The organism is Microcoleus sp. PH2017_09_SFU_O_A (assembly GCF_020738625.1).
Taxonomy (GTDB): Bacteria; Cyanobacteriota; Cyanobacteriia; order Cyanobacteriales; family Microcoleaceae; genus Microcoleus.
The window spans coordinates 25216-39976 of record NZ_JAEQCF010000051.1; the positions used below are offsets into that span (position 1 = coordinate 25216).

Here is a 14761-nt window from a genome sequence, read left to right on the forward strand (position 1 = left end):
GCAAGCGATGGTAGCTAATAGCTGGCAATATTTGGTATTGAGTCGCTGGTGCGTAAGTCTTAATCAAAATCTCAAAAGTTAAAAATTAAAGCACAAAAAGCAGAACTTTTTAGATGTTAGTTTTGACAATTGATTTAAAAAATGTAAACATCCAAAATCTAAAATCGGAAGCAAAGAAACTCGATAAGTGGCAACTGTAAAAATCCAAAATCTCAAAAATAAAGCGGGCAAGTGGAGAAGGGAACGTTAGTAGAATTTAGAGTGCACGGCGACCGCCGCCTGGCCGTTGCCGATCGCCCTGACGGCAAGAAAAACTGGGTAGTGGTAGACGAAAACGGTCAACCGCACAGCATTCCGCCAAAACAAATCAGCTATGAAGCAGTCGGAGAAACTTACAAACCCTCCGACATTTCCAAATTTCTTAAAGAAGTAGAAGCTTACTCAGATCCGTCGAGTCTAGAAGTAGCTTGGGAACTTCTAGTGGGCGACGGAGAAAATACAGATCCAGAAGCCCTGGCTATGCTGCTATTTTCCGATCGCACTCCGGCGCAATGTTATGCAGCTTATTGTTTGCTGTCCACAGATAAACTGTATTTTAAACAAAAGGGCGATCGCTACGAACCGCGACCAGTTGCCCAAGTAGCCGAAATCAAACACCAGCAAGAAGTAGAACAGCACCGACACCAAGAATCCCAAGGATTTTGGGATCGAGTTAAACGGCGGCTGGCTGGGGAAAATAATGTAGATTGGGCAACTAGCGATCGAACTCGCCTCGATGCCCTAGAACGCTTTGCTACCCTCGGAGAAGAAGCAACTCACCGCACGCCGGCCTTAGAAACTTTAGCCAGCTTACAACGTCCCGAAAACCCCGAAGCAGCATTTCAACTCCTAGTCGATCTCGGCCTGTGGAGTCCCCACGAAAACCTGTTTTTGCGGCGAAGCCAAATTCCCCTACAACTATCGGCAAAGGTATTAGAAGTAGCGCAAAGCTGCCTAGAAGAACCCTCAACCGACTCAGACACAGATCGTCTCGATTTAACTCACCTCAAGGTTTACACGATCGACGACGAAAGCACTACGGAAATCGACGACGGACTCAGCCTAGAATTCCTCGAAAACGGCCAGCAGCGTCTGTGGATACACATAGCAGATCCGACCCGCTTGCTTTCCCCCGGAGACGAACTCGACCTCGAAGCCAGAAAGCGCACCACTACAGTGTATCTGCCCACGGGCATGATCCCCATGTTTCCCCCAGCTTTGGCAACCGGGCCGATGAGTTTAATTCAAGGTAAAGAGTGCAGCGCCCTCAGCTTTAGTGTCACCTTAGATGAAATCGGCGCGGCCCAAGATTACAGCATCCATATCAGCAAGATCAAACCCACCTATCGCTTAACCTACGATGACGTAGACGAAATGCTGGAGTTGGGAATTGAAGCAGAACCGGAAATAAGCGCGATCGCCTCGGCGGCCAAACTGCGTCAAAAATGGCGCGAAGCCCAAGGCGCCATCAGCATTTTCATGCCCGAATCCGTCATCAAAGTCCACGGCGACGAAATCAAAATCCACGTCATCGACGACTCCACAGCCAGATTGCTAGTAGCAGAAATGATGATTTTAGCTGGCGAAGTCGCCGCCCGCTACGGTCAAACTCACAGCCTGCCCATACCCTACCGCTATCAGCCGCAGCCGGAACTCCCCCCAGAGGAAGAACTGCTGGCCGTGCCCGCTGGCCCAGCCCGCGCTTGCGCTGTACGTCGCTGTATGCCCCGCAGCGAAATGGGTCTGACCCCCGGACGCCACGCAGGTTTAGGTTTGGAATCCTACACTCAAGTTACTTCCCCGATCCGCCGCTATACCGACTTGCTGACTCACTTCCAAATTAAAGCCCACCTGCGGGGCGAACCACTGCCTTTTTCCGCCCAAGAAATACAGGATATTGTGATGTGTCTCGGTACCGCAGTTAGAGAAGCCTCTACCGTGGAACGCCAAACAAACCGTTATTGGGGATTGGAATATTTGCGGCGCAATCCTGATGAGGTTTGGGAAGCTTTGATGCTGCGCTGGTTGAGGGAAGATAGCAATCTGGCTTTGATTTTGTTGGAAGAGTTGGGTTTGGAGTTGGCGATGCGATTTGGTCGATCGGTCGAAATTGGCGATCGGCTAGAAGTCAAAGTCACTCACTGCGATCCGCGATCGGACGTGATTAACTTCCAAGAGATGATTTTTGAAGCAGCACAATAGGATTTTAGATTTTAGATTTTAGATTTTAGATTTTGGATTGCCAAAATCTTACTGACAGGAATTGTGCGTTTGCGGCTATAAACCAATAAGCTTAAGTTAGCAATCTCATTGAAGTGGGTTTTGTTTCTCTAGGGGCGGTTGCAAGCGCCGTCTTATATCATGTCGAGTCGATTACCATCACAAAAACCGTTTGTTTGTAGTGCGGACTAAAGTCCGCTTTCAGGCTGCGGACTAAAGTCCGCACGCGCGATCGAATCTGATTGCGGTAAATCGATCGCACATGATTAACTAAGGAACTAAAATTTAATAACTTACACTCTTAAAAGTGGGATGGGCCAGAAGATCCCGTTCTTTCTGGACGGGCGGGACGCCCATCCCACAAGAACAATAAAAATTGTAAGTTAAGCTGTTGTGCATTTAAACTGTATGTCAAGAAATAATTCAAGTCTTGTGGGATGGGCTTCTAGCCCGTCCCGAATATGCAATTGAAATGCACGACAGATTTAAAATCGCCAAATGCCCAATTCTATAAACCAAGTTCAGCCACCGCTGGAATTCATACCCCCAGCCTACAACCCCCTCATCGTCAATGGTTGTCAGCAAATACTCCCCTGGTGGCTGCGATTTAAGACAAATATCAGCCACATTCAAGCCGAAAACGTCGAAACCCTCGCCGAACTCTTCCACCAATTTCAAAATCAAAAAGTTCGCTTCTTACTCGCCTTCCGCCATCCCAACTCCGACGATCCCTACTGTTTGGGACAACTAATTTGGAAACTCGTTCCCCAGGCGGCGCGCGCCAAAGGCATTCCCCTGCAATTCCCGGTACATTCCCACTTTATCTACGATCGCGGAATTCCTCTGTGGGCCGGTTCTAGCGTCGGCTGGCTATATTCTCGCCTCGGCGGTACTCCGATTGTGCGCGGCAAGATCGATCGCGCTGGATTGCGATCGGCCCGCGATTTATTCGCCAACAGCCAATTTCCCATCGCCGCCGCCCCAGAAGGCGCCACCAACGGTCACAATGAAATAGTTAGCCCCCTGGAACCGGGAATCGCTCAAATGGGCTTCTGGTGCGTTGAAGACTTGCTAAAAGCCGGACGTACTGATGAAAAAGTGTTGATTGTGCCGATCGGCATTCAATACCGCTATGTCAATCCACCCTGGGAACCCTTAGAAAAACTTTTAACTCAATTAGAAATAGATTGCGGACTTCCAGCCTTAGAACCCACCGAGATTGCTAAATTAGAGGCAGAAAATCTCGCTCCCGCAGACCAGCATCACAAATTCCAATATCTGCGCCTGATTCGAGTTGGCAACCATTTACTAACAGTAATGGAACAGTTTTACGCCCGTTTTTATCATCGAAATTTACAGTTAAAAACATCTTCTTTGACATTAATACCGCTGCCCGAAACAACGACAAACGATTCGGAAAATGAAGCGATGATTCCTCGACTGACAGCACTGTTAGACGTAGGCTTGCAAGTAGCAGAAGAATATTTTAACTTGAAGCCCAAAGGCAGTTTGATAGACCGCTGCCGCCGTCTGGAACAAGCAGGCTGGGACTATATTTATCGAGAAGATATCAAAGATATTGCAGGACTTTGTGCCTTAGAAAGAGGATTAGCCGATCGCCTCGCTGAAGAAGCAAGTCTGCGGATGTGGCACATGAGACTTGTCGAAAGTTTCGTCTCAGTCACGGGCAGATACGTCCAAGAAAAGCTCACAGCAGAACGTTTGGCAGAAACAACTTTACTGCTGTGGGACGTACTGACTCGCATCAAAGGCGGAAATCCTTTCGGCCGACCTTCTTTGGGCAAACAGCAGGTGCAAATGACCGTGGGCAAACCGATATCAGTCGGCGATCGCTGGGAGGGATATCAAAGCAGCCGCAGGGTAGCAGTTGCCGAACTCACTCAAGACTTGCAATCCGCTTTAGAAGGAATGATTAAATCTTAATTAGTCCGAATCTGCAATTAGGAATAGGGAAGTAGGAAGAGAGACGCAGGAAGAGAGAAGCAAAAATAAGGATGATATAGCAACCGCCACATAGGTTAGGACATAAATCATGTCATGAATAGATCCTATAACCCTTTAGCATAAACGGTTTGATTCTCGTACTATGTAACTGTCAACTGTCAACTGTCAACTGTCAACTGTCAACTGCTATATATTGCCTTTGGGTTGCCACTCTATTTTTAATTCGTGCAGCAAACAACTTGTTATAAACTTGGGGAAGATGTATAATAAGTAACTAAGTATCAGTGCCGGTTAATCACTGATAATAAAGTTGTTTTCGTTCGGCGTTTTAAGATTTTGAGGGCTGCCGTCCTCAGTACAAACTTAATTAGAATTATTTAACCGGACTCGATCTAACAATAAGCGCTCGATAATGAACCAACAAAAATAACCGATGAATAACAAACCTATCGATTTATCTACTAACTCAATTAAAGTAAAACTGCTGAATCATTTAGCGCAAGAATTGCTCACCCCGCTCACTTCTGTCCTCGGCATGGCAAGCGTATTGAACCAAGAAATTTACGGCCCCTTAACGAGCAAGCAAAAAGAATATATCGACGTGATCCAAGACAGCAGCCGATCTTTGCGATCGCTAGTTGAAGAAATTTTGGAACTGGCAGATCTAGACGATACCGCTTTCACATTGAAGCGAACCGCAGTTGATATAGAAACTTTGTCTCAGCAAGTTGTGACAACCCTGTCGCCAGCAGCCTCTAGACGAGAGCAAGAAATTAACTTGTCAATGGGGCCCGGGCCGCGCATCTGGCTGGCCGATAAGGATAAAGTTCAGCAAATGCTGCACCACTTAATTTTTAGCATTATTCAATCGGCTGGGGCAGGCAGCGTGATTCGAGTCCACGTTTCTCGGAAACAAGACGGTATCAATATCGGAGTTTGGGTTTTTCATCCTTGGTTGGGTGAAAGTTTGCCCCATGCTAAACTCTACTCCGACTACTTGTTGAAGGTCGGAGCCGATCGCGGTGCGCGATCGAACTCCGAAACCGACTCCCTGGAATTTGAACCGCCACTTCCGTCACAGACACAGGCTTCGCAGCGATTAACGCTGGCGTTTTCTGAGTTGGCGGCTTTGGTGGCCGAGAATGCTGCGGATACGGCACCTGTGTTAGCTGGTTACGGCGCTAGGGAACGCTTGGGGCTGCTGCTTTGCTGCCAGTTGGTGGAAATTCAAGGCGGCAAACTCTCGATTCAAGGCACTCCAGAATCTGGATATCGCTACGCGCTCTGGCTCCCCTGTACCAATGCTACCGAGTTGTTGGAAAGATGAAGTCAGTTGACAGTTGACAGTTGACAGTTGACAGTTGTTATTGGTTACTTGTTATTGGTTACTTGTTACTTGTTATTAGTTATTTGTTGTTATTACAGCCAATAACGAACAACGAATAACGAATAACGAACAACGAATAACGAATAACGAATAACGAATAACGAATAACGAATTTAAAGAAATGAATTCAGTTTGGCAACAGTTAACTCTGGCAAATTTGTCGCTCTCTCAGTGGCAAAGTGGCAGTTATTTATTGAATTTGGCGATCGGCTCTTTGCGCGGTTGGCGGCAGAGTAGCTGGCTGATGCAGTGGGCCGAGCCCCTGGGTTTTGTTTTGCTCGCCTTGACGTTCGGTATGGGCCCATTTGTAAACAACGCCCTGGTGGGTGTGTTGATGGCTGCTGGCGCTGCGTTTTGGGTGCTGCTGACTGTTTCGGACGATCGCGCGATCGCCCTCACACCCATTCACTTGCTGGTACTTTTGTACTGGGGCATTGCTACCGTCGCCACAGCAATGTCGCCGGTGAAAGCCGCCGCTTTTACAGGCTGGACGAAGCTAACGCTGTATTTGCTATTTTTTGCACTGATGGCGCGGATATTGCGAGATTCCCGTTTGCGATCGTGGTTAATAGCCGTATATCTTAATGTTGCTTTAATTGTCAGTTTCTACGGCGTGCGGCAGTGGATTGATAAAGTGCCACCATTAGCTACTTGGAACGATCCGACTTCTACTCAAGCCGATGTCACCCGAGTTTACAGTTTTTTGGGCAATCCCAACTTGCTCGGTTCCTATTTGCTACCAGCCATTGCCTTGAGCGCCGCCGCACTTTTTGTGTGGCAAGGATGGGGAACCAAACTTTTAGCGTTGACGATGCTGGTGGTGAATTGCGCGTGTTTGCGCTACACCGACAGTCGCGGTGCTTGGATCGGTTTTGTGGCACTGCTAGTAGTGTTTTTAGTCCTGCTTTGGTACTGGTACAGCCCTTTGATGCCTAGGTTCTGGCGCACTTGGGCGCTACCGTTAGGGTTAGGAGGTTTGGCTGGAGCGTTAATTTTGGGAGTAGCTTTGGTGCCAGCGTTGCGCGATCGAGTTTCGAGTATGTTTGTCGGCCGCGGCGACAGCAGCAACAATTTTCGGATTAATGTTTGGACGGCGGTGATTGACATGATTCGCGATCGGCCAATCCTCGGCATTGGGCCCGGAAATACTGCTTTTAATAAAGTTTATCCGCTTTATATGAAGCCAAAATTCACTGCTTTGAGCGCTTATTCTGTGCTGCTAGAAATTGCCGTCGAAACTGGTTTTATCGGTTTAATGTGTTTCCTGTGGCTGATGACTGTTACCGTCAATCAAGGTTTGTTGCAGATCAAAAAATTGCGCGACGCACAATTTAACAGCTCTCATTTAGAGGAAGAATCCCCAAATCTCAAATCAAATCAGGGGTTTTGGTTGATTGGGGCGATCGCCACTTTAACTGGTATGATGGCTCACGGTTTTGTCGATACAGTTTGGTATCGGCCGGAAGTTAATATGCTTTGGTGGTTGATGGTGGCGATTATTGCTAGTTTTTATAGCAATTCTCAGCAGCAGCAAGATTCAGGTTTGACACAGGGCGAGTAGAATAGCGATCGGAAAAATCAGGTACCCCTGGGTAATCACCGAAAAGCTTGCGGTTCAAAAATCGAACTTATAAAAGTAATGGCGGGGTTTTATCCCCGCCCGGTAAGGATTCCAGTTCCCAAAAAGCAGACAGCTTTCCTAAAGCTGCAAGCGATGATTTGACACTCTCCGACCTGAAGGTGCGGAGATTCTTAAGAAGCTTTGACACTCTTAAATACGCTGTCAAGACACATCTAGACGTTCAAAACAACTACCTTTTGGTGTTGCAATTACGCTTACTTTTTTGATTTATGCTTTCGTTCGCACTTCTCAACACTAAGCCAGTTCGGTACGCTCCCCATCCTGCGCTGCTTGGCTGTGCCATAGTCTTTCTCAAACAAAGATGTTGAGGGTGTCTTACTGCCCGGAATTTCACCGTTCTAGGAATGGTTCTACGCGTAGTTGATACGCCTACTTGTTCCACATTGTTAAAAACTATAACACAGATTACTGGCAACCTAAAGGTTGCAACTGCGTTTCATCCCCGGCTTGAAAGACCGGGGTTCTCACGCGACGCGCTATAGCCTTTCTCAAATAAGTGAGGTATGCCCTATGCCCTATGCCCTATGCCCTATGCCCTATGCCCTATGCCCTATGCCCTATGCCCTATGAGCACCGCACTGTTACTGAAAAAGGCTATAGTCATCAGTCATTTCCAATTCTTTAATCTCAAATCTCAAATCTCAAATCTCAAATCTCAAATCTCAAATGGTATAAGGTGCACAGCGTGCACCTACATAACTACTACTACATACTACATACCTGTTAGTTGTAAAGTGCTAGTGGCGAACTCTACAAAAATTATCGAAAATAACTCTTATTCTTCGCTATCCGAAGGCATTGCAAATCTCGGACACGCATAATATCCATCTCTATCTTTGCACCGCCGCCACGTCGTAGACTGATTCAATTGGAACAGCGTTGCGACTGATTCATTCACTGTGGGTGTAACAGTTGCAGGAGTTGGCATTGCTCTTGAGGCTTGACTTAGCTCCATTACCGTTATAATTGCCAGCATGGCTGATGAAAGCAAAACTGTGCGTTTCATTTATTTGTTTTTTCCTCTTTTAATCGTTGACGTGCCATTCCTATCCATATATCCTCATCGAATTCTTGGGAATCCGCATACTTTAGACAAGTTTTCCACTGCGGTAGCGCTTCCTTCGTCTTTTTCATCCCTTCTAGGACTTGCGCTTTTAAGCAGTAAGTTGCAGGTCTTTCACTATCAAGCTTAATCGCTGCATCCAGATGCTGCAATGCCTCTGAATATCTACCCTGTTTCAGCCGAGCCCATCCCAAATTTTTGAGTAAGGAATATTTTACTCGATCGTCCTCAGCTAATTTTAAACCTTGCCACAGCAAGTGAACGGCAGCAGCATAGTTTTTCTTGTCTACTATATATAATCGAGCTAAATTGCTGTAAGCAGCAGGGAGACCCAGTTTGGCAGCTTGCAGGTATTTTCCTCGGGCGCACTCTAAATCTTGCACCTCTTCGCACAGCCATCCCAAATTGTAAAGAGCTGTTCGGCTCTTGGGATCTACGGAGAGGGCTAATTCATAGGCTTTTTGAGTATCAGCCAATCTATTGGCTTTGTAGTTTTCAAAGCCCTTATTATTAAACAGTGAGGCGAGTTCCGGCAACCCAAATTGCCAGCCGCCAAAGCCTACTGCTAGCATCAGTAGGAATGCCGCCCACTTGGAGTGATGATGCTTTTTTGTTGGCTCTTTCATGACATTAAAAATGTTAGCTAACGGTGTCGTTTTTAGCATCTTTTAACTTGAGAGTTGGGATATTTTGTTGTCTAGATTTAATTGCCACCCTCATGGCATCATAATCTTAGGAAATGAAGGAAGGCTTGAACTCATTTCTCATTTATGGTTTGCAACTCCACAGCCGAATGCTTGCCTCATGCTGCGATTACCTAGATGTATTCGAGCATAGGTTAACCCTTCGTGGGACTCCACAAGCAATCCGGATATTTTCAGGAAGATTGAAGATTGAAGCGGGAAGAAGGACAGTTGACAGTTGACAGTTGACAGTTGACAGTTGGCAGTTGACAGAAGAGCCCGAAGAGGTTGACAGAAGCGGTTGAGAGGACTGATGACTGAATGACTGATGATATGGTGTTCGCTCGATTAAGGGCACGCGCGAACAGTTTGTAGTGCGTCCTGGTGTCCGCTCTGAAGCTGCGGACACCAGGACGCACTACGAACCATTTTTATTATGGTTATGGATCGGACATGATAGGCAGCATCTGAGTTTTGTATTTATAGTGCTGTCCCCGCTCGCGTACTATACAATACGCGAGCGGGGACGCTCGCACTCAAAAAAAAATGCTTTTTACAAAAATGAGATGCTCCCACATAATATAACTGATGACTGTTGACAGTTGACAGCTTGCCCCCTGCCCGAAGAGCACAGTCGTTGGGTTGATAGGTGACAGTTGACTGTTTACCGACTAATGACTGATGACTGATGACTAAAATTGCTTCATCGCGCGTTCCATATCCCGCTTGTCTTCGCGTTTCTTCAAATCTTCGCGCTTGTCGTGCAGTTTTTTCCCTTTTCCCAAACCGATATCAAGTTTTACCCAGCCACCTTTCAAATACATTTTTAACGGCACTAAAGTCAAACCTTTTTCTTCCACTTTGCCGATTAATTTGCGAATTTCCTGCTTGTGCATCAGCAATTTGCGGGTGCGGCGAGGCTCGTGATTAAAATAGTTGCTAGCACTTCTCCACGGCGAAATATGAACGTTAATCAGCCATATTTCGCCATTTTTAACCAAAGCATATCCGTCCCGCAAATTCGCTTTTCCTTCCCGAATCGATTTGACTTCGGTTCCCTTTAACTCGATTCCCACTTGATATGTATCTATAATTTCATACAAATGGCGCGCTTGTCGGTTGTCGCTAAGAATTTTGTATCCTGTACTTTTTTCGCTCATTTTTACCTCCGATTAAATTATTATAAGGCTAACATTTATGTATAGAAAATAGAAGCTTGACAAAACTTAATTTACGGGTCTAGGCATTACCAATTTTGCTGAGCTAAGATTTCATCAATGTGAATTTCAAGCGGTATCATGCAGCGCACCAATATTCCAGATTCGGGAATTTCAGATTCTGTTAGTCCCCCTCAGGCGGTTAATTTGGTTTGGCTGGCTCCTTTTTTGCTGGCGCTTGCTTGGTTTTGGGCCAATATCTCGGCTGTTAAGTGGCTGTTATCGTCGTTTGTTGAGATACCGGCACTGTACAAGATAGCAATTGGTTTTCTGATTGTAGCATTAGTAGTGCGATCGCCCCAACCGAGCGATCGCCCGCGCGCATTTTCCCGCAACTTCATTTTGAGGCGCAATCCGCTGCTGTTGATGTTGGGTGCAGGTGTTTTGGCGATCGCCACAGGGTGCATAATTAATATCCCACAAGTTAGCGTACTGCTATTTATCCTCGGAACTTACGGGCTGTGCGGCTTCTTTGCGGAACCGAATTTTTGGCAAAAAAACTTGCCAATTGCCGGCTTGCTGGCTTGTATTTTACCCTTCAGCAATCAGTTTAATAGCGGCCTCGGCTTGCCCGCGCGAGTGATGACTGCTCACGTAGTAGAACAGTTGCTCTCATTCCTGCACGTGGGAGCTATTTCTTCCTACGATATCCTGATTTTGGAAAACGGCATCGCTCACGTTGATATACCTTGCAGCGGCATTAAAACCCTATTAGTCGGGACGCTATTTTTGCTAGTGGCTACCTGGTTAGAAAGCCGAAAATTAAGTTTTCAATGGCTGGCAGTATGCGCTGCTAACTTGTTAATGTTGCTGTCTGCTAACGCTTTGCGGGTTGTCGCGCTAGTGCTGGTTGCCCAAGTTTGGCAACAGCCAACCTATGCAGAAATCCTCCACGTACCACTGGGAATTGTAGGTTTAGTCTGCGGTTGTTTTGTAAGTTGGTTGATGCTGCAACAAGTTCCCAAATTTCAGCCAACAAAACAAATTGATTTCAACTCGCAACGAGATTCGGAAATACTGAAAAATCAGCCTCTGGCAAAAGCCGGACTAATTGTGACGGTGACTGTTTTAGCAGGAATTTCTCAATTGTATCATGTCGAAAGTACAAAAGTAGCGATCGCCCCTTTACAACTACCCCAACAAATTATATCCGAAGCAATCCCGCTGAATCCCAGCGAACAAAGATTCTTCGGCAATTACCCAGATACAAAAGCCGAAAAAAAGAGATTTGTCTCAGGTAACTTGCACGGTTCCCTCCTCGCAGTAGCCAGCACATCTTGGCAGACTTATCACGCACCAGAGTTGTGCTTTGTAACCAGTGGCATCTCCGTTAATCGAATAGAACAAAAACAGCTAACTCCTACCGTAACCGCTCGCTGGCTGTATCTCAAAGACAACCAACTATCCGCTGCATACTGGCTGCAATCTCAAGCGCAAACCACAGATAACTTCTTGTCGCGCATCGGCAGCGACATCACCCATCGCAATCAGACTTGGGTGCTAGTTTCCATTCTTTTTGACAGTTTCGTAAATCCTGAAAATTCCGAGGTACAAGAGTTTACTGCTAACGTACATAATGCTGTCAAACAAAGCTTAAAAGGAGCAAAAAATGAAAGCAAAGCAGGTATTTGATGCAATTTTTAGAATTGTTTTTTGGGTGTGGAACCTGACATTTTTGTCAACTGTTTATCTAGGAATTTTGCCATACCTAGCAATTCCGTTAATCCAAGCAACAATAGACGGAATTATTCCCCTTGAATTTTCCTTAACCCTAACAGCACTGATAGCAGTACCGACAGTGTTTACCATAGTAGGAGCAAGGCGCTTTCACAAGCAACCATTGCAGCTAATGCGCTTGTTTTACGGAGTAGAAGCGCCGTTGTTTTTGCTCTGCTTAATCAGGCTGTTTATGCTTCGAGAACTGAATCCAGCCAGCTCGCTAATTATCGCTACAATCGTTTTGTGCATTGCAGCATTTTTAGTAGAAATGCTGTACGGATATTTTGGGAAACAAGAAAATATTGAAGATATTTCAATATCTCAAGATGCTCGCAACAGAAAGTCCAGTTCTATTGGATTCATGGGAAACAAGCGAAGTGCGTGGATACAGTTAGCATTTCACAGCTTAATGCTGCTAGTTGGAACTTGGGCGGCAACCTTGCTGATGTTTTACGCTCTACCTGTCGCATTTACGCTGGTAGTTGGATTTTTAAGTTTTGCCTGGGTAGCACCACTGATTGATTCTCTAAAGTACACTTCATTATCCATAATTTGGTGGCTACCATTATCCTTGATTCTGTTTGGTCTTACCTCCAGCTTGTTCGTAGTAATGCCTTCGCTTTACGGCTTTCTATACATCCAATCTGGACGCAAAGTATTTCGCAGTTTTGCTTCCCAATACGGAAAGAATCAAGCAATCATGGGCAGCTTGGGAGTCATGGCTGCTTGGCTGGCAATTTTCGCAGCTTTGCTACAGCAGCCGCAAATTCAAGCCATGAAAATTCTGGCAACTCCCGCAGCAAATGACACTGCGCGTCAAACTTTATTAGCCAAGTCTGATATGATTCGATCGGGCTTAGTTAATGCTTATTTATCTCCGTACCGCTATCTCAGCACTGTGGGAGAAAACAACCACATTTATGAGATGTACAAAAATACGTTCAGTTTGCCTAACACAGCGGCTCGCAACGTGCAGAACAGCTACAATTTTTTAATGTCGCCGTTTTTGTATCAAGGCTCTGATTCCGATGTTAAAAAAGCCGAAAAACTCTACGCTGGATTCTTCGATACCGAAATTCAAAAAGGTGACACGGAAGCAGTAAAGCACGCAGTGCAGTCAACATCTAACCGCCAAGAAGCTAAGGCAGGTTTGCTGAATGTCAATGAGGAAAAAGTATGGTTGCAGTCGCAAGAAGTTACAATCACAGAAAAGGGCGATTGGGCTGATGTTCAACTCTACGAAGTTTACAAAAATCAAACGCCGAACTTGCAAGAAGTATTTTATTACTTTTCACTGCCGGAAAGCGCCGCAGTTACAGGAGTTTGGCTGGGCGATACTGGGGATTTGAAAAGGCGTTTTGCATTTAGTGTGTCGCCCAGAGGTGCTGCACAGCAAGTTTACAACCAGCAGGTGAGAGAAAATGTAGACCCGGCTTTGCTCGAACAAGTTGGCCCGAAACAATACCGCTTGCGAGCTTTTCCAATTCCGGCTAAACGAGAGTTTTCGCGCACGCAAACTGATGGGCCAACGGAAATGCACTTGTGGCTGACTTACAAAGTGATGCGACAACCACAGGGTTGGGCGATGCCTGTTTTAGCAGAAAAACGTAACATTTATTGGGATGGAAATACTCGCCGCACAATTGCCGGAAAACAGGTAAATTACAAAGGAAAAGAGGCAAAAGAAACTTGGTTGCCGAGTTTTGTGCTAGCAGTTTCCCGGCAGCAAGCAATACCGCGTCTGGCAAATTTTCCGGGAGAAAATACGATTTCTGCTAAGCCACTGGTTGATGCAAATTATTCGCTACCGCAGGGCAAAAAGTTTGCAGTTATTCTGGATACTTCCCGCAGTATGACGGGGAAAACAAAGGAGGTTAAGGAGACTTTTGAATGGTTGAAAGCGAATAGTTTAAAAGCAAATACGGTTGATTTGTATGTGGGGAGTGCTGCGGGGATGCCGCCGAAGTTGGTGGAAGATTTGGGGAGTTTTGATGTTGGAAAGTTGACGTTTTATGGTACGCTCCAACTTAAGGATATTCTGCAACAGTTTGCACAGTTACGCGCCGATCGCACTTATGATACTGTATTCTTGGTGAGCGATCGCCACAGCTATGAGTTATCCGACGATCGCAAAACCAGCGTTTCCATGCCCTCACCCCTATGGACTGTGCATTTGGGAGGCTTACCACCGGCTTACGATGATGGAACTTTAAAGCTGATTCAAGATAGCGGTGGCGGAGTTTCTACCGATATCAAAGAGGCGATGCAGCGAGTGGCGACGACAGCATCATCAGGGAAATCTGCAATTAGTGTTGTTGATGGCTATGTTTGGAGTTATGCCAAAACTCCCAAGTCGGCGGCGGTTGCGAAAATAACTGATGATGAAAATGAAGGTTTTAAACCGATAGCTGCGCGGCAGTTGATAACCGCCCTTAGCAAAGAGAAAACTTCCAATCAGTTGACTCAGTTGGATGCAATGCACTCGCTAGCTAAAACTTTTAAAGTCGTCACGCCTTATTCTTCGATGATTGTGCTAGTTAATGACGCGCAAAGGGCGCAGCTAAAGGCGGCGGAAGCTAAGAGCGATCGATTTGAAAGAAAGATAGAATCGGGTAAGGAGGAGTTGACGAAACCGAACAATCCTTTGAATGTTTCTGGGGTTCCGGAACCGGAAGAATGGCTGCTTTTGATCGTTGGGGCGATCGGGCTTTTGGGGGTTTTCCTCCGTCAGCGGCGCGCCAAAGTGATAGGTTGAAAAGTGCGGTGGTTTAAAGTTAATTAACTCCTTCCCAAGCGATGTGCTTGGGAAAGAGTCATATCATGTCC

General features: G+C 46.1%; 10 protein-coding genes. 6 read left to right on the plus strand and 4 right to left on the minus strand.

Annotation, left to right across the window (positions count from 1 at the left end):
• Positions 1 to 231: 231 nt before the first annotated feature.
• The gene (locus JGK16_RS19460; RefSeq protein WP_293182800.1) at positions 232 to 2241 is read left to right on the plus strand and encodes a ribonuclease R family protein; all 2010 of its coding nucleotides are present in this window, start codon (positions 232 to 234) and stop codon (positions 2239 to 2241) included.
• A 157-nt stretch (positions 2242 to 2398) separates the two neighbouring features.
• Here the strand turns inward: JGK16_RS19460 and JGK16_RS19465 are convergent, their stop codons facing one another.
• A complete protein-coding gene (locus JGK16_RS19465) occupies positions 2399 to 2521 on the minus strand; it encodes a hypothetical protein (RefSeq protein ID WP_293191917.1) in 123 nt (40 codons plus the stop codon).
• A 236-nt stretch (positions 2522 to 2757) separates the two neighbouring features.
• Here JGK16_RS19465 and JGK16_RS19470 point away from each other — a divergent pair, with 236 nt between their 5' ends.
• From JGK16_RS19470 to JGK16_RS19480, 3 genes are all read left to right on the plus strand, one after another.
• Positions 2758 to 4203 (plus strand): 1-acyl-sn-glycerol-3-phosphate acyltransferase, encoded by a 1446-nt coding sequence (locus tag JGK16_RS19470; RefSeq protein WP_293182802.1) that lies wholly within the window; start codon positions 2758 to 2760, stop codon positions 4201 to 4203.
• Positions 4204 to 4657: 454 nt separating this feature from the next.
• On the plus strand, positions 4658 to 5551 hold the full coding sequence (locus tag JGK16_RS19475) for a histidine kinase dimerization/phospho-acceptor domain-containing protein (RefSeq protein WP_293182804.1): 894 nt from the start codon (positions 4658 to 4660) through the stop codon (positions 5549 to 5551).
• Positions 5552 to 5732: 181 nt separating this feature from the next.
• Positions 5733 to 7172 carry an IctB family putative bicarbonate transporter gene (locus JGK16_RS19480; protein ID WP_293191920.1) on the plus strand — a complete coding sequence of 480 codons (1440 nt, stop codon included), beginning with the start codon at positions 5733 to 5735 and terminating at the stop codon, positions 7170 to 7172.
• Positions 7173 to 8028: 856 nt separating this feature from the next.
• On the opposite strand, the gene JGK16_RS19485 is transcribed toward JGK16_RS19480, so the two are convergent.
• The 3 genes from JGK16_RS19485 to smpB form a co-directional block, all read right to left on the minus strand.
• Positions 8029 to 8259 (minus strand): Osc7112_2153 family protein, encoded by a 231-nt coding sequence (locus JGK16_RS19485; RefSeq protein ID WP_293185323.1) that lies wholly within the window; start codon positions 8257 to 8259, stop codon positions 8029 to 8031.
• Positions 8256 to 8942 (minus strand): tetratricopeptide repeat protein, encoded by a 687-nt coding sequence (locus tag JGK16_RS19490; RefSeq protein ID WP_293203343.1) that lies wholly within the window; start codon positions 8940 to 8942, stop codon positions 8256 to 8258. Before JGK16_RS19490 ends, JGK16_RS19485 begins: the two co-directional genes overlap by 4 nt.
• Positions 8943 to 9691: 749 nt before the next feature.
• Complete coding sequence (gene smpB, locus JGK16_RS19495) at positions 9692 to 10159, minus strand: SsrA-binding protein SmpB (protein ID WP_293185326.1); 468 nt, start codon at positions 10157 to 10159, stop codon at positions 9692 to 9694.
• Positions 10160 to 10297: 138 nt separating this feature from the next.
• Between smpB and xrtO the strand changes: the two genes are divergently transcribed.
• Both xrtO and JGK16_RS19505 read left to right on the plus strand, forming a co-directional pair.
• Positions 10298 to 11848, plus strand: coding sequence for an exosortase O (xrtO, locus tag JGK16_RS19500; protein ID WP_293185328.1), 1551 nt, complete (start codon positions 10298 to 10300; stop codon positions 11846 to 11848).
• On the plus strand, positions 11826 to 14690 hold the full coding sequence (locus tag JGK16_RS19505; RefSeq protein WP_293203345.1) for a TIGR02921 family PEP-CTERM protein: 2865 nt from the start codon (positions 11826 to 11828) through the stop codon (positions 14688 to 14690). Before xrtO ends, JGK16_RS19505 begins: the two co-directional genes overlap by 23 nt.
• Positions 14691 to 14761: the final 71 nt, after the last annotated feature.